Raw genomic sequence first — 19,949 nt, forward strand, 5'->3', positions numbered from 1 at the left:
GGTCAGGCCGCGTTGGTGGCAGAGAATTTTTCGTAGTGGAAGCTCGCGGGCGTGACGCCGATTTCGCGAAGCCAGCCGCGCACTGCATCGACCATCGCAACGGGGCCGCACAGATAGACGTCGACGTCGCCGCCATTGAGCCACGCGGGATCGACGTGCGCCGTCACGTAGCCTTTGAGCGGATGATCGCTCGCGGCATCGGCGACGCAGGTTCGGTAGGCGAAGTCCGGCAGCGTGCTTTGCGCCGCATCCAGCTGCGGCAGCGCGACGAGATCGGTGTCGTTGGTCACGCCGTACACCATCCGCACCGGCTGCGTTGCGCCGTCTTTCGCGGCGAGCACGTCGAGCATCGACAGGAACGGCGCGATGCCCGTGCCGCCCGCGAGAAACAGCACGGGCCGCGTCGCTTCGCGCAGATAGAACGCGCCGTACGGCCCGGAGAACGCGACGCGTTGACCCGGCTGCGCGTGCTGGCTTAGATACGTGCTCATCTTGCCTTCGGGCACGTTGCGCACGACGAACGACACGCGCGATTCGCCCGGCGCGGAACTGAACGAATACGAACGCGTCAGCGCGCTGCCGGGCACCTCGACGTTGACATACTGGCCTGCAAGAAAGCTCAGTTGATCGGGTGCATCGACGTCGATTGAAAATTCGATTGTCGAATCGGAGAGCTTCTGCACGTTGGCAAGTGTGCCTTCGTGACGTGCAACGCCCGTCTTGCAGGCCGCCGACGAAGCCGGCACGCGAATCACGCAGTCGGAGCGCGGACGCGTCTGGCAAGCGAGTACATAGCCTTGCGCCGCGTCTTCGGGCGTCAGCGCGTCTTCGATATAGCTCGATTCAGGCAGGTCGTACGTGCCTGATTCGCAGAAGCCGCGACACGTACCGCACGCGCCGTCGCGGCAATCGAGCGGAATGTTGATCTTCTGCCGGTACGCTGCGTCCGACAAGGTTTCGTTGTCGCGGCACGTGATGAAGCGCGTGACGCCATCTTCGAACTGGAGGGCGATGCGATGTTCCATGGACTGCTCCTGTGCTGCCTGATGCTGCTGTGTATCGTGGCCGATCGTCAACGCGCTCAGATGTGATAGATATCGATCACCTGATTGATGTAGTCGTTCTTCAACACGACATACTTGTTCAGGATGCGCGGCGCAGCGCCGCTGAAATCGATCACGTAGCGCGACATGCCGAAATAGCTGTAATTGGTTTTGTAGCGATGGCTCAGCGTGTGCCAGTTGAAGCGCACCGTGCAGACGCCGTCGTCGTGGCTCTCAAGTTCTACGTTGCTGATGTTGTGGCACGTGCGCGTGTCGGGAATCGTCGCGCTCGACCGCTCGGTCTTGATGCGGAACACGCGGTCTTCCAGGCCCTGGCGGCTCGGGTAGTAGATCAGCGAGATCTCGCGTTGCGGGTCCGTGATCAACTGGTCGGTGTCGTCCCATGAAGGCATCCAGAAGACGGCATCGGGGTGATAGAGATCGAGCCATTCGTCCCATTGCTCGTCGTCGAGAAGACGCGCTTCGCGGTACAGAAACGCCTGGATGTCCGCGAGTGCGGGCGCCGTGATGATCGTGCTCATGCTGCGCTCCTTTCTCGCGCGAGTGCGTCGCGTATCGTTTCGACCCAGTAGCGGTGCTGGATCGTGTAAAGCCCTTCGTCTTCCGTCTTCACGCCGCTCAGCAAGGGCTTGAGTCCGATCTTCTGCGCGCCTTCGTCGGCACCTTCAATCCAATGCGTCGAGCCGCGGCACATGTCGTTCCATTCAACGGAGCGCGCAGCATAACCTTGCTGGCACGCGCGGAATTCTTCGAGGTCGTCGGGTGTCGCCATGCCGCTCACGTTGAAGAAGTCTTCGTACTGGCGGATGCGGCGTGCGCGCGCTTCATCGGATTCGCCCTTGGGGGCGATGCAGTAGATCGTCACTTCCGTCTTGTTCACCGACAGCGGCTTCAACACGCGAATCTGCGAACCGAACTGATCCATTAGATACACGTTCGGATAGAGGCACAGATTGCGCGAGTTCTGGATCATCCAGTCGGCGGTTTCGCCGCCGCAACGCGCGGCGAATTCATCGCGGCGATTGAAGTTCGGGCGGTCTTCGGGGTTCGCCCAGCGCGACCACAGCAGCATGTGGCCGTGTTCGAACGCGTAGAAGCCGCCGCCCTGGCGGCCCCAGCCGCCCGCGTCCATCGCGCGGATCTTGTCTTCGGCCGCGTTCTTTTCCTTGCGCTGACTGGTGGTTGCCGCGTAGTTCCAGTGCACGGCCGACACGTGATAACCGTCCGCACCGTTTTCGGCCGTCAGCTTCCAGTTTCCTTCATACGTATACGTCGACGAACCGCGCAGCACTTCCAGACCGTCTTCCGATTGATCGACGATCATGTCGATGATGCGGGCGGCTTCGCCGAGGAATTCGGTGAGCGGTTTCACATCGGGATTCAGGCTGCCGAACAGAAAGCCGCGATAGCTTTCGAAGCGCGCGAGCTTCTTCAGATCATGCGAGCCTTCGTGATTGAAGCACTCGGGATAACCCGCACCTTCGGGGTCTTTCACCTTCAGCAGCTTGCCGCTGTTGTTGAAGGTCCAGCCGTGGAACGGGCAGGTAAAGGTCGCCTTGTTGCCGCGCTTGTGGCGGCACAGCATCGCGCCGCGATGCGTGCACGAATTGACGAGCGCGTTCAGTTCGCCCTGACGGTTGCGCGTGATGACGATAGGCTGACGGCCCATCGTGGTCGTGAAGTAATCGTTGTTCGACGGAATCTGGCTTTCGTGCGCGAGGTAGATCCAGTTGCCTTCGAAAATGTGCTGCATTTCCAGCTCGAACAGCGCTTCGTCGGTGAATGCGCTGCGGTGCAGGCGGTAGTCGCCGCGCGTGCTGTCTTCGACCAGATAGTCGTCGATATGTTTGAGCTTCGGACTGCGGTCCGGGTAGATGGGGATCATCGGAAGTCTCCAGTTCGATGTCGGCGCTCGCGTCCCGTTCGGTGGCTACCCGAAAGGTATAATTTGTTAGGGCGCTGCGTGTGAGTGAAGAGTAGTTGGCGCACATACAGAGCGTCCAACACTGATTTAGTATCAGTTCAATATCTCAGGGGTATCGTCATGGAGTTGCGCCATCTGCGTTACTTCGTCGCCGTGGCTGAGGAGCGCAACTTCACGCGCGCCGCGCAACGCCTGCATATCGCGCAGCCGCCGCTTAGCCGCCAGATGCAGCAACTGGAAGAACTGCTTGGCGTGCAACTGTTCGTGCGCAATTCGCGGCCGGTCGAGTTGACGGACACGGGGCGGTTCTTTTATTCACACGCAGTGAAGCTGCTCGCGGAAACGGCCGAGCTGGAGTCGATGACGCGGCGTGTCGGCAAGATCGAGCGCAGTCTTTCTGTCGGGTTTGTCGGCTCGACGTTGTACGGAATGTTGCCGAAGATCATTCGGCGCTTTCGCACCGAGCACAGTGCGGTCGAATTGACGTTGCACGAGATGTCCACGATGGACCAGATCAAGGCGCTCAAGGAAGGCACGATCGATGTCGGGTTTGGGCGCATTCGCCACGAGGACCCGAGTATCAGGCGGATCGTGTTACGCGAGGAGCGGATGATTGTTGCGTTGCCATTTGGGCATTCGTTGTCTGAAGTGAAGCCCGTTTTGTCGCTGCACGATCTGATCAACGAGACCTTGATTATTTTTCCCAAGGCGCCACGGCCCAGCTATGCCGACCAGGTGCTGGCCGCGTTCCGCGATCGTGGCCTGGAGCCGGCGCGCATCTATGAGACGCGGGAGTTGCAGATTGCGCTCGGGCTGGTTGCGGCGGGAGAGGGGATATCGGTTGTGCCGAGTAGTGTGTATGGGCTCAAGCGCGACGATGTCAGCTACAAGGAGCTGGACGACGCGAACCTCGTGTCGCCGATTATCATGAGCATGCGGATGCTCGATGAGTCAGAAGATCTGACCGAGATGCTGGAGCTGATCTATCGGCTTTATGAGGAAGCGAAGATGGAGTATTTGCCGCCGCATGCGGAAGGTTGACGTCTCCGTTTAACGGCAGGCGGCGACGGGCGTGTTCGGTCGACGTGTCCAGCTACGACGAAAACAAAACACGAATACCCGCGCCGCACCGCGCCAGCCACGACGAAAGCGTCAGCAACAAAACACACCAAACCTAATGCGTCTGCGCGCGAGCCCGCTCCGCCTCGGCGTGAGGCTGCGTCACCGCACTAACAACGACGAACACAACGACATTCACCGCCAGCGCAATAAAGCCGATATTGACGTCCTTCAGCGCATCCGGCAAAAACGGCATCAACTGCCCGACGCTCATCTTGAAGATCGTCGTGACGGCGACGACAGCTACGCCGGCGAGAATCCCGCAAAACGCCCCTTGCTTCGTAGCCCGATTCCGCGGCGCGAGACTGCAGATGACAGCGGGAAACAGTTGCGTAACAAAGCTATACCCCATCAAAAGCAGCGCAACGATGGTCTCCCCGCCGTGCAGCGTGAAAAGCACGGCGACCACCGCGACCAAAGGCACAAACACGCGCGCAAGCTTCGCAACAGTTTCATCAGAAGCATTGCGCTGCACGAGCCCGCGATAGATATCATTGGCGAGCAGCGTCGAAGCCGTCGTGAGGATCATCGACCCGGGCACGAGCGCCGTCAGTATGCCTGCTGCACCAATCACCCCAACGAACCACGGATCAAAAGTCTGCAGCGACAGCTTGAACAGCGAAAGATCGATATCACCGCCCTTGAGTCCCGGCACCTTGAGCGCCGCAGCAAACCCGACAAAAAACACAAACAGCAGGATCAACTGATAAAGCGGCAACACAATCGCATTACGCCGAAAGATGCGTTCATCCTTCGCGGTAAAAACAGACCCGAACGTATGCGGCCACATGAAAAACCCGAGCGCCGTGAGCAGCACGGTGGACTGAAACCACGTCACGCTCGACCCCTTCTCGGGGAACGTGAGAAAGCCGGGCCGCGCTACATCGATTGCATGGAACATCTGCCCGAGGCCGCCGTAGTAATGCATCGGCAGATAGATCCCGAGAAACAGCACGATGCCGAGTATCAGCATATCCTTGACGACCGAATTCCACGCGGAACCGCGCACACCCGACACGATCACATAAATCGTCACCACGCCCGCGCCGATCCAGATCGCCGCCGACGACGAAATCGCGCCATAGGAAGCCGTCGAAACAATAATGCCCAGCCCCTTGAGTTGCAGCACGAGATACGGAATCAGCGCAGCCACGTCAACGACGGCAACCAGCACCCCAAGCGGTGCGCTATCGTACTTGCGCGTAAAGAAATGCGGCTGGGACACCACGCGATGCGTCTTCGCAAATCGCCAGACAGGCGGCAGCATCCAGTACGACAGCACATACGCCAGCGTGCCATACGCGAGGATGTAATAGACGGGCGCGCCCTTGCCATATGCAAAGCCGCTGCCGCCAAGGAAGGTGAACGTCGTGTAGATCTCGCCCGCCATCAGCAGGAACACGAACGCGGTGCCGAAGCTGCGGCCGCCCACCGTCCATTGCTCGAGGCTCATGTCATGCCCGCGACGGGCGCGTACGCCAAGATAGAGCGCGAACAGCGTGACGGCGACAATGATTGCGAGTGCGCTGCTCATGAACGCACCTCCTCGCCGGAATGCGCTTGCCGGTTTACAGGATCGAACCGGTAGACGATGGCCATGATGATCGAGCTCAGCACGACCCACATGACGATCCACGCAAGCACGAACGGCATGCCGAGCACGAGCGGCTCGACCCGGTTGACGAACGGAACGCCGAGCAGAATGCCGATGAACGGCAGCACGGCGAGCAGACGAAATGACATGGGACAACTCCTCGAATGAGAATGAGCCGGTCTCGATGAACGTCAATTCCTGAAGCAATGACTGGGATGCCGCGCACCGACTGTATGCCTCTAGCCATATTCCGGTAAAGGTCGCCAAAAATATGCAGGTATATTGAAAGGAACATGCGCAAACGCAGTGCCCGTGAGTATCGGCATGCATCGCAGGCGTGCTGCATTGCATGAAGAAGGTGCCTCTCGCATGGCGTGCGCAATTGGTTGCATTTACACTGTTCGGCCCTCGTGCTCCGTTGCGCGGCGCAAAAATCAAAACCATCAAAGAGCAAATTCATCGATGATCTCGAGCCTGATTTCGGAGATTCTGTTTGGCTTCACCGGGTTGATCAGCATCATCAATCCGATCGCGATCGCCTTCGTGTTTCTCGACCGCACGGATTCGCTGACCGACGCGGAGCGCGCCGCGCTCGCCAAGCGCGTGTCCATCAATGCGTTCTTCGTGCTGCTGGTCGTATTCTTTGTCGGCACGCCGATCCTGCATTTCTTCGGCATTTCAATGGAAGCGCTGCGTATCGGTGGCGGCCTCGCCGTGGCTGTCAGCGCGTGGAATATGCTCAATGCGCCGGAACGCCAGCCGAACGAAGCGGCCGTCAAGCCCGTCGATCCCGACAACGCGATGTCGAAGGCTTTCTTTCCGTTGACGGTGCCGCTCACCACCGGACCCGGCACGATGGCCACGGCCATCGCGCTGAACGCGAACCGCAGTCACAAGCTGTCGGAGTTCGTGATGTCGTCGATCGCGTCCGTGACGATTTCGTTTCTTGTCATGCTCGCGGTCTGGTTCACGTACAACCACGCCGCCACGCTCGGCCGCTATCTGGGCAAGGAAGGCACCAAGGTGGCGCTGCGCGTGTCCGCATTCTTGCTGCTCTGCATTGGCGTGCAGATCATCCTGACGGGGCTGGCCGAGTTTCTTGCGCCGATCGCCAGTGGCCGGGCAGGCGGTTGAACGGATGAACTTCGGAGTCTTGGCGGACGCGACCCCGTATGTGACAGTTTGAAACCGGCGCGGACGTAGGCGTTTTTCATCGAGGAGAGCGATCATGTGCCGCTGGCTGGCTTACACAGGAAACCCGATTCAGCTCGAAGCCGTGCTGTTCCGGGCCAAGCATTCGCTGATCGACCAGAGCCTGCATTCGCGGCTCGGGCAGACCACCACCAACGGCGACGGCTTCGGCGTCGGCTGGTACGGCCATCCGAGCGACATTCCGTTCCGCTACCGCTGCGCGCATCCCGCATGGAGCGACCGCAATCTGCGCGACGCCGCGCGGGCCGTGCGCGCGTCGCTGTTCGTCGCGCATATCCGTGCCGCCACGGACACCCCTTCGCAGGAAACCAACTGCCATCCGTTTCGTTATGGCCGCTGGCTATTCATGCACAACGGCCTCGTGCGCGACTATCCTAAAGTGCGGCGCGACCTGATGCTCGGCATCGACCCGGACCTGTTCGCATCGATCGAAGGCTCGACGGATTCCGAAGTCATGTTCTTTCTCGCGCTCACCTTCGGACTCGAAATCGACCCGGTGCTCGCACTGGAGCGCATGGCGGGCTTCGTCGAGCAGACGGGGCGGCGGCACGGCATCGCGGCGCCGCTGAACATGACCGTCTGCGCGACGGACGGCGAACAGATCGTCTCAGTGCGTTATTCGAGCGAGCGGCAGTCGCGCTCGCTCTTCCACAGCACCTCGATCCGTCATCTGATGGAGTTGTATCCTGATGATCCGCGTCTTGCCGCCGTCGGCGCAGATGCGTTCCTCGTGCTGTCCGAGCCGCTCGTCGACCTGGAAGGCTGGTGGGAGGAAATACCGGAATCGACGGCGATCGTCGCGAAGGGCGGCGGGATCGAGGCACGGCCATTCGATCCGCATGGAACGTAGTAGCGTTGCACGTCCACGGCCACGCGCTCCGTATAAACCCTGATACGCAGCGCGCGTCCGTCTGCCGTTGTTGCATGAAGGGAGTGCAACCATGAGTCGTCCAGTGACTGCAGACATCGCGACTGACAAACCATCCGACAGCACTCGCCACCGGTCCGATCTGGCCGTCGAGGTGCTGGCGTCGGAGCAGAGCGTATTGCGCCTGCTCACGCGCAGCACGCCATTGCCCGAACTGCTGGCGGAGGTGTGCCGCCGCGCCGAAACGCTGCTAGGCGAGGGCTCGCGCTGCTCGATCCTCGTGCTCGATACGGATGGCTTCACCGTGCGGGTCGGCGCGGCCCCGTCGCTGCCGGCGCAGTACAGCGCGGCCATCGACGGCATGTCGATCGGCCCGTGCGCCGGTTCCTGCGGCACGGCGATGTACGACCGGCGGCTGGTGATCGTGGAGGACATCGAAAGCGATCCGCTGTGGGCGGACTACCGGCATCTCGCGCTGCCGCTCGGGCTGCGCGCCTGCTGGTCGGTGCCGTTCGAGGACGACGCGGGTCAGGTGCTGGGCGCGTTCGGCGTCTACTACGACAGGCGCCGGGGTCCGGACGAAGACGAACATGCGCTGCTGCGCGAGATCGGCCAGAGTGTCGGTCTTGCCGTTCATCAGGATCTGATGCGCAAGCGCCTCGCGGAAAGCGAGGAGCATCACAGGCTCGTCGTCGATCATCTCAACGAAGGCATCGTCGTGCAGACGCGCGACGGCATCGTGCTGGCCTGCAATCCGAGTGCGCGGCGCATGCTGCGGGCGACGGGCGAAGTGATCGGCCAGGACATCTACAAGGTGATTCGCGCCGCGTACTGGGAGGACGGCTCGCCCGTCAAGCCAGGCGACCAGCCGACGCAGCGCGTTCTGCGCACGGGCAATCCCGTGGTCGGCATGACGCTGCGGCTCGAGCTGACAGGCGGCGAATCGCTCTGGATCACCGAGAACGTGGTGCCCATCGTCAAGCCCGGCGAGACTGAGCCCAACGCCGTGCTCATATCGTTCAACGACATCAGCGCGGTGCGCTCGGCGCGTGCGCAACTGCAGCACCTCGCCACGCGCGATTCGCTGACCGGGCTCTACAACCGCGCGTTTCTCGCCGACCGGATGAGCGCGCTGCTCGCACCGCATGCGGGCGCCGACGGGCACGACGCCGGGGCGGCTCGACGGGCGGTGACGCGACTGGCCGTGCTGTTCGTCGATCTCGACGGCTTCAAGAAAGTCAACGACATCGCCGGCCACGAGGCGGGCGATGCGCTGTTATGCAGCGTCGCCGCGCGGCTCGCGGCCTGCGTGCGCCGCGAGGACACGCTTGCGCGCGTCGGCGGCGACGAGTTCGTGATCGCGACGGGCGGCTATGACGACGCATCGTTCCTGACTTCGTTCGCGCAGCGCGTGCTCGACACGATCGCAATGCCGTTCGCGGTCGGCGGCAACGAGTATTACCTTGGCGCGTCGATCGGCATCAGCCTGTATCCCGAAGACGGACACGACGCGCAGACGCTGATGCGCAACGCCGACTCGGCGATGTACCACGCGAAGCAGCGCGGCCGCAACAACTTCCAGTTCTTCACGGCCGAGTTGAGCCAGCGTCTGCAACGGCGCTTCGCGATCGAGCAGTTGCTGCGGCGCGCGCTCGTCGCCGACGAACTGAGCCTCGCGTATCAGCCGATCGTCGAGGGCGCGACGGGGCGCATCGTCGGCGCCGAAGCGCTGCTGCGCTGGCATAACGGCGAGCTGGGCAATGTGTCGCCCGCCGAATTCATTCCCGTCGCCGAAGATACCGGCCTCATCATCGATATCGGCCGCTGGGTGCTGGAGAACGCGTGCCTGCAGGCCGTCGAATGGCGCCGGACGATCACGCCGCATCTGATGATGGCCGTGAACCTGTCGCCGCGTCAGATCAACGGCGAGCTGATCGGGCATGTGGCGTTGAGCCTGGAGCACGCGGGGCTGGAAGCGTCGGCGCTCGAACTGGAGATTACGGAAGGCGTGCTGATGAGCGACAGCGATGCCGTCATGCCGCTGCTGACGACGCTCGCGCGCATGGGCGTGCGCATATCCGTCGACGATTTCGGCACCGGCTATTCGTCGCTGTCCTATCTGAAGCGCTTTCCGTTGCACAGTCTGAAGGTGGACCGCTCGTTCGTCGCGGGTTTGCCCGGGCATCGCGATGCCGTCGCCATCACGCATGCCGTCGTTGCGATGGCGCATTCGCTCGGCATGAACGTGACGGCGGAAGGCGTCGAAACCAGCGAGCAGGCGGCGTTTCTGCGCTCGATCGGCTGCGAGCGGCAGCAGGGCTATCTGTTCGGCCGGCCCGTCGTGCCGGGCGAGTTCGCGCGTGAAGCGCAGCGGCTGCAGGCGGGCGTCTGATCGATGCGGCTTCACGTTCGTTCACGCGGGGCGGTTACACTGGCGCTCGTTTTTTCCCTTGCGAGCGATGCGTGGACGCAGTTCTGAAGAGCGCGTTTGATGGTGCGCGGCGTGGTTGCGCCGTGCTGGTTGCGGCGTTGACGTTGACGTTGACGTTGACGTTGACGTTGACGTTGGCGTTCTCGCTGGCCGATGCCAGCGTGGCTGCGCCGCCGGCATCGCAGTCCGTGGATCGACCCGCCGGCCTCGTGCAGACCCGCGCATTCGACGCGTCGCCGTGGATGTCGTATTACGGCGATGCAGCGGCGCTCGGCAGCGTGACACGGGCAGCGTCGACCTTTCGCGTCATCGACGTCGATCTCGATCCCGACGCGGACAACTTCACGCCCGCCGAAGTCGCCGCGCTCAAGCACGACGGCCGCAACATCGTGTTGAGCTACCTGAACCTCGGATCGTGCGAAACGTATCGCTCGTACTGGCGCGCCGTGCCGGAAGGCTTCGTGTCATGCGGGGCGAACAAGGCGGCGCACGCGGGCGCGTATCGCGGCTATCGGCAGGAGACATGGATGAACCTGTCGAATGCGGATTATCAGCGGCTCATCGTCGATTACGTCGCGCCGCGTCTGGTCGCGCAGGGCGCCGACGGCTTCTATCTCGACAACCTCGAAATCGTCGAACACGGTACGTCGACGCGCAACGGCCCGTGCGACGCCGCGTGCGCGCAAGGCGGCCTCGATCTCGTGCGCAAGCTGCGCGAGAAATACCCGGCACTCGTCTTCGTGATGCAGAACGCCACCGGCCGCACGACGCGCGAGGGCATGACGGGCGGCATCGCGTTCGCATCGCTGCTCGATGGCGTCGCGCATGAAGAGGTGTATGCGCCGAAGTACGACGCTGCGGCGGAAGCGGAACTGGGCGCGTGGCAAGCGTTGGCGCTCAGGCCGAATGGACACGCGTTCTGGATTGCGACGCTCGACTATGTCGGCGGTTGCGATGCGGCCGCGAAAGCGCGCCGTGTGTTCACGCGCAGCCGTGCCAAAGGCTTCGTGCCGTATGCCTCGGACAGCAGCGCGAAGCAGGGAGTCGTGTGCTACTGGTAGAAGTCGTGAAGGCGCGCGGGATCTGAGCGATCAGGTGCGCGAGGTCAACAGCTTCAAACCCGCGAGGCCGAAGACGATCGCGAGGCCGCCGTCGAGCCAGCGGCGAATCGACAGGTACACGCGGCGCGCGAGCGGTGTCGAGAACAGCGCCGCATAGCTGCCGAACACCAGCATGCCGATCGCGAGGCATCCGGCGACGATGGCCAGCATATGCGGTGCGCCGCCGTTCGCAGGCGAGGCGAGCGCCACCACCGAAATCCACACCAGAATCGCCTTCGGGTTCGTCAGATGCAGCAGCAAGCCGCGCGTGTAGATGCGGCGCAACGTCAGTTGCCCGCCCGCCGCCTGCGTCCGCGCAGCGCGCGGCTGCCATGCCGCGCGGCCCGACTTGAACGCGAGCCACAGCAGATAGCAGCCGCCGACAATCTTCAGCCCGACCATCGCTCCCGAGAACGCCAGCAGCGCCGCCGACAGCCCGAGCGCCGCCAGCATCGCCCAGAAGCACGAGCCGCACACGACGCCCGCCGCGAACGCGAAGGCGGCCTTGCGCCCGTCCGTTGACGCGATCGACATGATGGCCAGATTGCTCGGCCCCGGGCTTGCCGTGCCGACGAAATACGCGGAGTAGGCGAACAGGACGTTCGCGGAGAGCATCGGAAGGCTGGTCATGGGATGGGCGCGGAAAATGGGGTTAGCGGAGATTGTCGGTGCTGCGTGCGTCGCGCGGAATAGACAGTTCGCGGTGCGCAAGGCGGGCCAGCGGCACTGACGGTTCATGACAGCGTCACCCGTTCAGCGTCGCGACGCTCGCGTCAGGTCGGGCCAGCAGCGTTCGGCGATCCGCTCGCGATACGCCATCAAGGCGGGATGCTGCGAGACGAAATCGCGCACGGGACTGTCGAAGGGCGGCGCGATTGCCGTGTGGACCCACGCGAAGCCGGTGGCGTCGATCGTCGTCGGCTCGTCGCCGAGCAGGAAGCGCTGGTCGCCGAGCAGACCGGCGACGGCCTGCCAGCCTTCGATGCCCATCTGCGCGACTTCGTCGTAGCTATGCCGTCCCGTACCTTGCTCCCACGCCTGGCGTAACACCTTGCGGCGAATCACGGGCATCAGCAGCGGCGCGAACATGCCGATCAGCGGGCGGACGGGCGGCGGCGACGTGAGGCGCGCGTAGTCGATCAGAAGCGGCGTGTAGGCCGCCATGTTGCGCTCGACAGCCCAACGAAAATACACGGTCACGAAATACAGATGCGTTTCGAAGAGCGCCTTGATCGCGGCCGATCGCGCGCGCTGCTGCGGATCGAGCCGCGCGTCGTCGAGTGCGTTCGGGTGGCGGCGTTGCAGGTAGGCGATGATCGCGGACGAATCGCAGATCGTCACGCCGTCGATCTCGGCGACGGGCAGCTTTTTTTTCGGCATCGCGTTGAGCTTGCCGATGCGTCCTTCGTACGGAATGCCCGACAGCCTCAGCCACGTTTCGAGCTTGACGACGAATGGACTGAGATCGGGCGGCATTGCGCCGGAACCGTCGCCGAACTTGTAAACGATCATGACGTCCTCTCATGCGCCTTTGTGCTGCTGCGTGTGCTGCGCGTGGCTCGCAACCGCGATCCTACAGGCACGCGTGCGCGAGGTGAATCCGGCCAGTTCAGCGCGCATGGACTTTCGTGCCAGCACGACGCGCGGATTGTTGTCGCCACGCAAACATAGATTCCCCGCGCATACGATTGATGCTTGACGAGGGATTCATAGAATAGATACCAAGGCGCGCCGGTTTCGAGGGCGCCAGGCGATTCAGGCGTTCGGACGAATGGTGGAGATTGAAATGGACATCCTCGATGTAGCGCGACAAGCAGGCATGACGGTCGTGCTCGAAGCACGGATCGGTCGACAGGAATATCACAGTGTGCATGGATCGCTGGCGGCGCTGCAGAGCTTCGCCGAGCGGGTGAGGGCGTCGACGATGGAAGAAGCCCACGCCGTCGAACATGAGTGAAAAAAAAGCCGTCGATTGGCGACGGCTCTTTGTTGCTATGTGGTCTCCAGCGCTCGATCCGGCGATCAGCCGCTGAACAGTTCGACGAGACAGACGACCGTCGCGAACAGTCCTATGCAGCCGCCCAACGCGACTGCACCTTGCATGAAACCTCCTAAATTCCCCATGTAGCGCTCCGTAGTGTTCTGGGTGGTGGCGCTAGTCTAAATCGAAAGAAATAAGAAAGGTAAAAGAAAGTATCGGCTCATTTTTCGCCGGTGTGCGACCGTCGTTACTTGTACGACGACGTATCTCAGCGAATTTTCCGACTGCATAGCTGTTCTTCCGGCTTGTTTCCCGTTTTGCGAGACCTTGAGCACGATGGGACCGCTCTCGCCCAACCTTGCGGACAATTTCCCAGTGTTCCAATCTTCCTTTTAGCGCACAAGAGAACAATCCGATGTTCGAATGAACATCATGCGCGCGCGATCCGCGTTTTGTCCTTTCACAACACAGCCGCCCGTAATTTGCGCTGAACGGCCATCTGACGGGCCTGTCGTCTCGACTAATCCGTGTACTACATGGTTTTCCCTGGTATCCGACAGACGTTTGAGTGATACGATGACCGACGATAAACGCTGATTGAATGTTCGAATTCGCGCATCCGTCAGCGACACCGCCGGGCAACCCTCGGGCCCGGTCTGTACAAGGAAATGGAGACTGACTTGAGAACAATCATTGGCCTGCGCTGGTGGATCATCGCGCTCGTGTGCCTCGGGACCATCGTCAACTACCTGTCGCGCAACGCGCTCGGCGTCATGGCGCCGGAGCTGAAGACGTTGCTGCACATGAACACGCAGCAGTATTCGTATGTCGTCGGCGCGTTCCAGATCGGCTACACGATCATGCAGCCGGTCTGCGGCCTGATCATCGATCTGATCGGGCTGCGTCTGGGCTTCGCGCTGTTCGCCTGCCTGTGGTCGGCGACGGGCATGCTGCATGGTCTCGCGAGCGGCTGGCTGTCGCTCGCCGCATTGCGCGGTCTGATGGGCTTGTCGGAAGCCGTCGCGATTCCTGCCGGCATGAAGGTGGTTGCCGAGTGGTTTCCGAATCGCGAGAAGTCGGTGGCTGTCGGCTATTTCAACGCGGGCACGTCGCTCGGCTCCTTGTTCGCGCCGCCGCTGGTGGTGTTTCTCTCGCTGCGCTACGGCTGGCAGAGCGCGTTTGCCGTGACGGGCGCGCTGGGTTTCGTGTGGGCGGCGCTCTGGTACGTGTTCTATCGCGCGCCCGCCGACCACAAGCGCATCAGCGAGAAAGAACGCACGGCCATCGTAGAAGGGCAGACGCCGCCCGCCGCCCATGGGCAGGACAAACGCCGCATCCGCGAAGTGCTCGGCACGCGCCGTTTCTGGGCGATCGCGCAGGCGCGCTTTTTCGCCGAGCCCGCCTGGCAAACCTTCAGCTTCTGGATTCCTCTCTATCTCGCCACCGAGCGCCACATGGACCTGAAGCAGATCGCGATGTTCGCGTGGCTGCCGTTCCTTGCAGCCGACCTCGGCGGTCTGTTCGGCGGTTATCTGTCGCCGTTCCTGATGAAGCGGCTGCGCGTGCCGCTGATCTGGTCGCGCATCACGGGCGTCGTGCTAGGCGCATTCATGATGATCGGTCCGGCGTGCATCGGGCTGGTCGCTTCGCCGTACGAGGCCATTGCGCTGTTCTGCGTCGGCGGCTTCGCGCACCAGATGATTTCCGCGCTCGTCAACACCCTCGCCGCCGACGTGTTCGAACCCGGTGAAGTCGGCACCGCAGCGGGCTTTGCGGGCATGGCGGCGTGGATCGGCGGGCTGGGTTTTTCGCTGATGGTGGGCGCGCTGGCCGACAAGATCGGCTACACGCCGCTGTTTGGCGCGCTCGGCGCGTTCGACCTGATCGGCGCGACGCTGCTGGTGATCCTGATGCGCGGCGTGTCGCGCGACGCCCGTCTGCAACGCGTCGAAAACGGCGCGGGCAGCGCGGCCTGAACTTGACTGACCTGGAAACACATCATGGCTACGTTGAAGAACCGACCGCAGTTTTCCGTCATTGAAGTGCCCGCCGAAGCGCTTCCCGTACCAGCCGGCAACCCGATCGTGTTGTCCGCTGCCGATGGCGCGCGGATCGAACTGTTCGTTCTCGCCGACGACATCATCCGCGTGCTCGTGCTGCCGACGGGCGAGCTTCGCGGACCGCGCACCTGGTCGATTGCGCCCGGTCTGGACGACGTGCCGCTCGACGGCCGCGACCGGCGCGATATGAGCGGCTTCGGGCCGACGGTATTCAGCGCGACGCGCGACGCGCAACGGCTGGTCGTCGAAACGGCGCAGATCCGTCTGACCGTCGCGCTGGACGGCGGCTTCTGTTCGTGGGCCATCGCGCGCGACGGCGCGTGGCACGACGTGATGAACGACCGCAAGACACAGGCGTACAACTTCGGCTGGTGGGACGAGCGTGTTTATCACTACGTCGAACGGCAGCGCGGCGAAATGTACGTCGGCCTCGGTGAACGCGCCGGCACGCTGGACCGCGCGAACCAGAGCTACGAGATGCGCAACATCGACGCGATGGGCTATAGCGCGCGCAGCACGGACCCGCTATACAAGCACATCCCGTTCTACGTGACGTGGCAGCCGCAAACATCGATGGGCTTTGGTGTGTTCTACGACACGCTCGCCGATTGCCGCTTCGACATGGGCCGCGAACTGGACAACTATCACGGCCACTACCGTCATTTCGTCGCCGAGCATGGCGACCTGGACTACTACTTCATCGCGTCGGCCGATACGCCGCTGCACGCGGTGCGCCGCTTCACCTGGCTCACGGGCCGGCCGGCATTGATGCCGAAGTGGGGCCTCGGCTATTCCGGCTCGACGATGAGCTATACCGACGCGCCCGACGCGCAACACAAGATGGGCGAATTCATCGCGCGTTGCCGCGAGCATGACGTGCTGTGCGATTCGTTCCACCTGTCGTCCGGCTACACGTCGATTGGCGCGAAGCGTTATGTATTCAACTGGAATCACGAGAAATTTCCGGACATCGACGGTTTCGTGCACGGCTATCTGCGCGAGGGCGTGAAGCTGTGCGCGAACATCAAGCCGTGCCTGTTGCAGGATCACCCGGCATTCGACGAAGCCGCACAGGCGGGGTTGCTGATCGAATCCCGCGACGGCGAGCCCGCATGGGTTCAGTTCTGGGACGAAGTGGGCGCGTATCTCGACTTCACGAATCCCGCCACCATCGACTGGTGGAAAGCACGCGTGAAGGACAGTCTGCTGCGCCATGGCATTGCATCGACGTGGAACGACAACAACGAGTTCGAAATCTGGACGCCCGACGCGATCGCGCAGGGCTTCGGCGAGCCGTTCCCGGCGCACCAGGCCAAGGTGCTGCAGACACAGTTGATGATGCGCGCGTCACGCGACGCACAGCGCGAGCACTCGCCCGGCACGCGGCCATTCCTCGTGTCGCGCTCGGGCGGCGTCGGCATGCATCGTTATGTGCAGACGTGGTCCGGCGACAACTACACGTCGTGGGAGACGCTGCGCTACAACCTGAAAATGGGTCTTGGCCTCGCGATGTCGGGCGTGTCGAACAGCGGTCATGACATCGGCGGATTTTCCGGTCCGGCGCCCGAGCCGGAACTGCTGCTGCGCTGGGTCGCGTTCGGCATTTTTCTGCCGCGTTTCAGCATCCATTCGTGGAACGACGACGGCACCGTCAACGAACCCTGGATGTATCCCGAAGCGACTGCGCAGATTGCCGGGCTCATCAAGCTGCGGTATCGGCTGATTCCGTATCTGTACGAACTGCTGTGGCAATCGCACCGTTCGTACGAACCGGTGCTGCGGCCGCTGTTCGCGGAGTTTCCGAACGATCCGCGCTGCCTCGCGGACGGTGATGACATGATGCTCGGTGCGTCGCTGCTCGTTGCGCCTGTCGTGGAGCAAGGGCAAAGCAAGCGCGCCGTGTATCTGCCGGCGGGCGCGCGCTGGGCGTCGTACTGGAGCGGCGAGGTGTTCGAGGGCGGGCAGGGCGTGACGCTGCCGGCGCCGTTCGAGCAACCCGTGATGCTGCTGCGCGAAGGCGGTGTCATGCCGTTGAACGTCGCGGAGCAGCACTTTGCGCGACCCGCTGATGAGCGCGCGTTCATTGCGCTGCCATTTGAAGGCGCCGGGACGGCGCAAGGCGGTTGTGTCGAGGACGACGGCGAAACGCAAGCGTGGCGCGATGGCGCGCAAGGGCACTGGAAGGTCGCTATTGCAAGCGATGCCACCACACTGCGTATCGCTATCGACCGGGAAGGGCAGATGCCGTTCGAGCAACACGACGTGCAACTCAGCTTGCCTTCATCCGAGACCCGCGTGGCCATCTGCACGAACGGCGAAGTGATCAGCGATTCAATCGTGAGCGGCTGGCGCCGACTGACGCTGCGTCTCGCGCATCCATAAATCCGACACACGACGCGACCGGCAGGTCGCCAATCCAATCCACCACCATGTTGCATGGGACGCGAGCAGAGCGTTGAAGCGCCTGCTCCGTCGCAAGGAGACTACCAGCAATGAAGACTTTGAAATGCACGCGCACGCGTGCAATGGCCCTCTCATGCCTGCCGCTCGCGGGCGCGGTACTGTCGACAGGCGTTTTCGCGCAGAGCAGCGTCACGCTGTACGGCGTCGTCGATAACGCATTCAGCTATGTCAGCAATCAGCGCGGCCATTCGAATTTCTACATGAGCCAGGGCAACCTGCAGGCGAGCAAGTTCGGCCTGCTAGGCGCAGAGGAACTGGGCGGCGGCACCAAAGCGATCTTCCGCCTGGAAAGCGGCTTCAATTCGCTGACGGGCGCGCAAAGCAGCGCGGGCAACCTTTTCAACCGACAGGCGTATGTCGGCCTGAGCAATGACAAGTACGGCACGGTGACGCTCGGCCGCCAGTACACGCCTTACTTCAACATGGTCGGCGCGCTCGGCCCGACGGGCGTGCTGACGGGCGCCACGGGCGCCCACCCGGGCGATCTGGATGCGCTCGACACGACGCTGCGTTTCAACAACTCGATCACCTATGCCTCGCCGAATATCGCGGGGCTCACATTCGCCGCGCAGTACGGGCTCGGCGGCGTGCCGGGCAGCGTGACGAACGGCAGCAATCTGAGCGCGGCGCTGCGTTACGACTATCAGTCGTTCTCGGTCGCGGCGGGCTACGTGAAGCTGAAGGACATCACGACGAGCCAGTCGCTCGGCAGCTTCGCGATCAATTCGCCCGTCAACAACGGCTACGCGAGTGCGAGCAGCACGCAGATGATCGCGGCGGCCGCCCGCTACAACATCAGCGACCTGATGGTCGGCGTGAACTACTCGAACGTGCAGTACGCGCCCGGTTCGCGCTCGCTGTTCGCGAGCGAGGCAGTGTTCAACACGTATGGCGCGATCGCGACCTACCGGTTCACGCCGTCGGTGATCGCGGGGATCGGCTATAGCTACACGCGCGCAAGCAAGGCGAACGGGATCGACGACCCGGCGCAGTATCACCAGATTTCGCTGGAGCAGACCTACAGCCTGTCGAAGCGCACCACGTTCTACGCACTCGAGGCGTATCAACTGGCGCGCGGCAAGTCGCTGATCGCGTCGGGTTCGGGCGTGAAGATCGCGGACGCGGTGGCTGTCGTCGGCGATTCGCAGAACACGACGCCTTCGTCGGGACCGTCGCAGTTCGTTGGCATGGTGGGTATTCGTCACGCGTTCTGACCACGTTTTCATTGAACGCGGCAAGCGATTTGCCGCGATTCATCACGACTTGACGCCGGGCGTTGCGAGATTGCGACGACCCGGCGTTTTTTCGTGCGCCGTTCGGACCGCGAATGCCGCATGTCAATTGCGCAAAAGCCTGTATGAATATACAGTATCGTCATGCGATTCAAGAGGAGCGTGCGTCATGGAAATGCGTGTGCATCAACCCGCCGGTCATCCGATGCCGGAGATCGCGGCGTTTGTCGCGGACCTGAAGTCGGCGTTCGGCGAGTGGGAGATCGACGAGGCGATCCGTCGCGGGAAAGCGGGGGAGCCCACGTTCTATGCATGCGAGAATGGCCGGTCCGTCGGCACGGCGCGCCCGGCAGTGACACATGCCTTCGCGCAAGATCCTGCGCGCATCCCGGCAAGCGAAGCCCGTCAGGAAGTTCCAGGCAAGGAGAGTGAGCGATGAAGGCAGGTCGTCTGTGCGTCGGGATCATTGCGCTGGTTTTGACTTCTGCGGCGCACGCGGAAAAGTACGTCGAAATCTGGAATCCGCCGGAAGCGCGGGGTCATTCGGCGGCCCGGGCCGTGCAAAAGCCATTGCGTCCGCATGCGCAAAAGCCGGGAGCGCCAAGGCTTGCGAGAAAGGTCACCGAGCCCGGCAGCGTACAGGCGGGGCACAGCGCTTCGTCGGTGGTGGCGACAAAGCGGCTCGGCAACAGAAGCATCCCACGCAAGATCGGTCCGGATGGCAATGTGTTTCGCGTTTGACGGATGCAAAGGCGGCGGGCGCTTCATCCATGTCGCGCGGGCAACTTGCTAAACTGCTTGTTCTTGCCCCTTGCCCCTTGCCCCTTGGCCGTTTGTCGCGCCGTGGCTCGCGTGAGCGGCGCAGGCGGAATAATCCGGCGTCGCGTGCCCCAACCACAGT

The 19,949-nt window shown here is 62.7% G+C and carries 18 protein-coding genes; 11 read left to right on the plus strand and 7 right to left on the minus strand.

Annotation, left to right across the window (positions count from 1 at the left end; genetic code table 11):
• Positions 1 to 2 precede the first annotated feature (2 nt).
• Genes benC through benA form a run of 3 tightly spaced genes read right to left on the minus strand, consistent with a single transcriptional unit; the run spans position 3 to position 2,949 of the window.
• The gene (gene benC / locus KFO72_RS08800) at positions 3 to 1,025 is read right to left on the minus strand and encodes a benzoate 1,2-dioxygenase electron transfer component BenC (protein WP_224101089.1); all 1,023 of its coding nucleotides are present in this window, start codon (positions 1,023 to 1,025) and stop codon (positions 3 to 5) included.
• 56 nt (positions 1,026 to 1,081) lie between these two features.
• A complete protein-coding gene (gene benB / locus KFO72_RS08805; RefSeq protein ID WP_054934901.1) occupies positions 1,082 to 1,585 on the minus strand; it encodes a benzoate 1,2-dioxygenase small subunit in 504 nt (167 codons plus the stop codon).
• A complete protein-coding gene (gene benA, locus KFO72_RS08810; protein ID WP_054934900.1) occupies positions 1,582 to 2,949 on the minus strand; it encodes a benzoate 1,2-dioxygenase large subunit in 1,368 nt (455 codons plus the stop codon). The genes benB and benA overlap by 4 nt, the downstream gene beginning before the upstream one ends.
• Positions 2,950 to 3,108: 159 nt before the next feature.
• Here benA and KFO72_RS08815 point away from each other — a divergent pair, with 159 nt between their 5' ends.
• Positions 3,109 to 4,029 carry a LysR family transcriptional regulator gene (locus KFO72_RS08815; RefSeq protein ID WP_054934899.1) on the plus strand — a complete coding sequence of 307 codons (921 nt, stop codon included), beginning with the start codon at positions 3,109 to 3,111 and terminating at the stop codon, positions 4,027 to 4,029.
• A 133-nt stretch (positions 4,030 to 4,162) separates the two neighbouring features.
• Here the strand turns inward: KFO72_RS08815 and KFO72_RS08820 are convergent, their stop codons facing one another.
• Complete coding sequence (locus KFO72_RS08820) at positions 4,163 to 5,641, minus strand: sodium:solute symporter family protein (RefSeq protein WP_224101088.1); 1,479 nt, start codon at positions 5,639 to 5,641, stop codon at positions 4,163 to 4,165.
• Positions 5,638 to 5,850: a DUF3311 domain-containing protein gene (locus tag KFO72_RS08825; protein ID WP_054934897.1), complete on the minus strand. Its 213-nt coding sequence runs from the start codon at positions 5,848 to 5,850 to the stop codon at positions 5,638 to 5,640. The genes KFO72_RS08820 and KFO72_RS08825 overlap by 4 nt, the downstream gene beginning before the upstream one ends.
• A gap of 313 nt (positions 5,851 to 6,163) precedes the next feature.
• Here KFO72_RS08825 and KFO72_RS08830 point away from each other — a divergent pair, with 313 nt between their 5' ends.
• From KFO72_RS08830 to KFO72_RS08845, 4 genes are all read left to right on the plus strand, one after another.
• Entirely contained in the window at positions 6,164 to 6,835 is a 672-nt protein-coding gene (locus KFO72_RS08830) for a MarC family protein (protein ID WP_035987953.1), read from the plus strand.
• Between the two features lie 94 nt (positions 6,836 to 6,929).
• Positions 6,930 to 7,763 carry a class II glutamine amidotransferase gene (locus KFO72_RS08835; RefSeq protein WP_225031900.1) on the plus strand — a complete coding sequence of 278 codons (834 nt, stop codon included), beginning with the start codon at positions 6,930 to 6,932 and terminating at the stop codon, positions 7,761 to 7,763.
• Positions 7,764 to 7,854: 91 nt separating this feature from the next.
• Positions 7,855 to 10,173 (plus strand): putative bifunctional diguanylate cyclase/phosphodiesterase, encoded by a 2,319-nt coding sequence (locus KFO72_RS08840; protein ID WP_062916593.1) that lies wholly within the window; start codon positions 7,855 to 7,857, stop codon positions 10,171 to 10,173.
• 71 nt (positions 10,174 to 10,244) lie between these two features.
• Complete coding sequence (locus tag KFO72_RS08845) at positions 10,245 to 11,273, plus strand: endo alpha-1,4 polygalactosaminidase (RefSeq protein WP_225031901.1); 1,029 nt, start codon at positions 10,245 to 10,247, stop codon at positions 11,271 to 11,273.
• Between the two features lie 30 nt (positions 11,274 to 11,303).
• Here the strand turns inward: KFO72_RS08845 and KFO72_RS08850 are convergent, their stop codons facing one another.
• Complete coding sequence (locus tag KFO72_RS08850; protein ID WP_054934893.1) at positions 11,304 to 11,942, minus strand: LysE family translocator; 639 nt, start codon at positions 11,940 to 11,942, stop codon at positions 11,304 to 11,306.
• Between the two features lie 123 nt (positions 11,943 to 12,065).
• Positions 12,066 to 12,824 (minus strand): glutathione S-transferase family protein, encoded by a 759-nt coding sequence (locus KFO72_RS08855; RefSeq protein WP_225031902.1) that lies wholly within the window; start codon positions 12,822 to 12,824, stop codon positions 12,066 to 12,068.
• Between the two features lie 274 nt (positions 12,825 to 13,098).
• Between KFO72_RS08855 and KFO72_RS08860 the strand changes: the two genes are divergently transcribed.
• The 6 genes from KFO72_RS08860 (at position 13,099) to KFO72_RS08885 (ending at position 19,789) form a co-directional block, all read left to right on the plus strand.
• On the plus strand, positions 13,099 to 13,269 hold the full coding sequence (locus KFO72_RS08860; protein WP_167352369.1) for a hypothetical protein: 171 nt from the start codon (positions 13,099 to 13,101) through the stop codon (positions 13,267 to 13,269).
• A 704-nt stretch (positions 13,270 to 13,973) separates the two neighbouring features.
• Entirely contained in the window at positions 13,974 to 15,269 is a 1,296-nt protein-coding gene (locus KFO72_RS08865; RefSeq protein ID WP_225031903.1) for an MFS transporter, read from the plus strand.
• A 24-nt stretch (positions 15,270 to 15,293) separates the two neighbouring features.
• Positions 15,294 to 17,735, plus strand: coding sequence for a glycoside hydrolase family 31 protein (locus tag KFO72_RS08870; RefSeq protein WP_225031904.1), 2,442 nt, complete (start codon positions 15,294 to 15,296; stop codon positions 17,733 to 17,735).
• 110 nt (positions 17,736 to 17,845) lie between these two features.
• Positions 17,846 to 19,030 (plus strand): porin, encoded by a 1,185-nt coding sequence (locus KFO72_RS08875; protein ID WP_054934889.1) that lies wholly within the window; start codon positions 17,846 to 17,848, stop codon positions 19,028 to 19,030.
• 187 nt (positions 19,031 to 19,217) lie between these two features.
• Entirely contained in the window at positions 19,218 to 19,487 is a 270-nt protein-coding gene (locus KFO72_RS08880; protein WP_225031905.1) for a hypothetical protein, read from the plus strand.
• Positions 19,484 to 19,789 (plus strand): hypothetical protein, encoded by a 306-nt coding sequence (locus tag KFO72_RS08885; RefSeq protein WP_060606564.1) that lies wholly within the window; start codon positions 19,484 to 19,486, stop codon positions 19,787 to 19,789. Before KFO72_RS08880 ends, KFO72_RS08885 begins: the two co-directional genes overlap by 4 nt.
• The last annotated feature ends 160 nt before the right edge of the window (positions 19,790 to 19,949 follow it).

This window comes from Paraburkholderia sp. XV, from assembly GCF_020177535.1.
Taxonomy (GTDB): Bacteria; Pseudomonadota; Gammaproteobacteria; order Burkholderiales; family Burkholderiaceae; genus Paraburkholderia; species Paraburkholderia caribensis.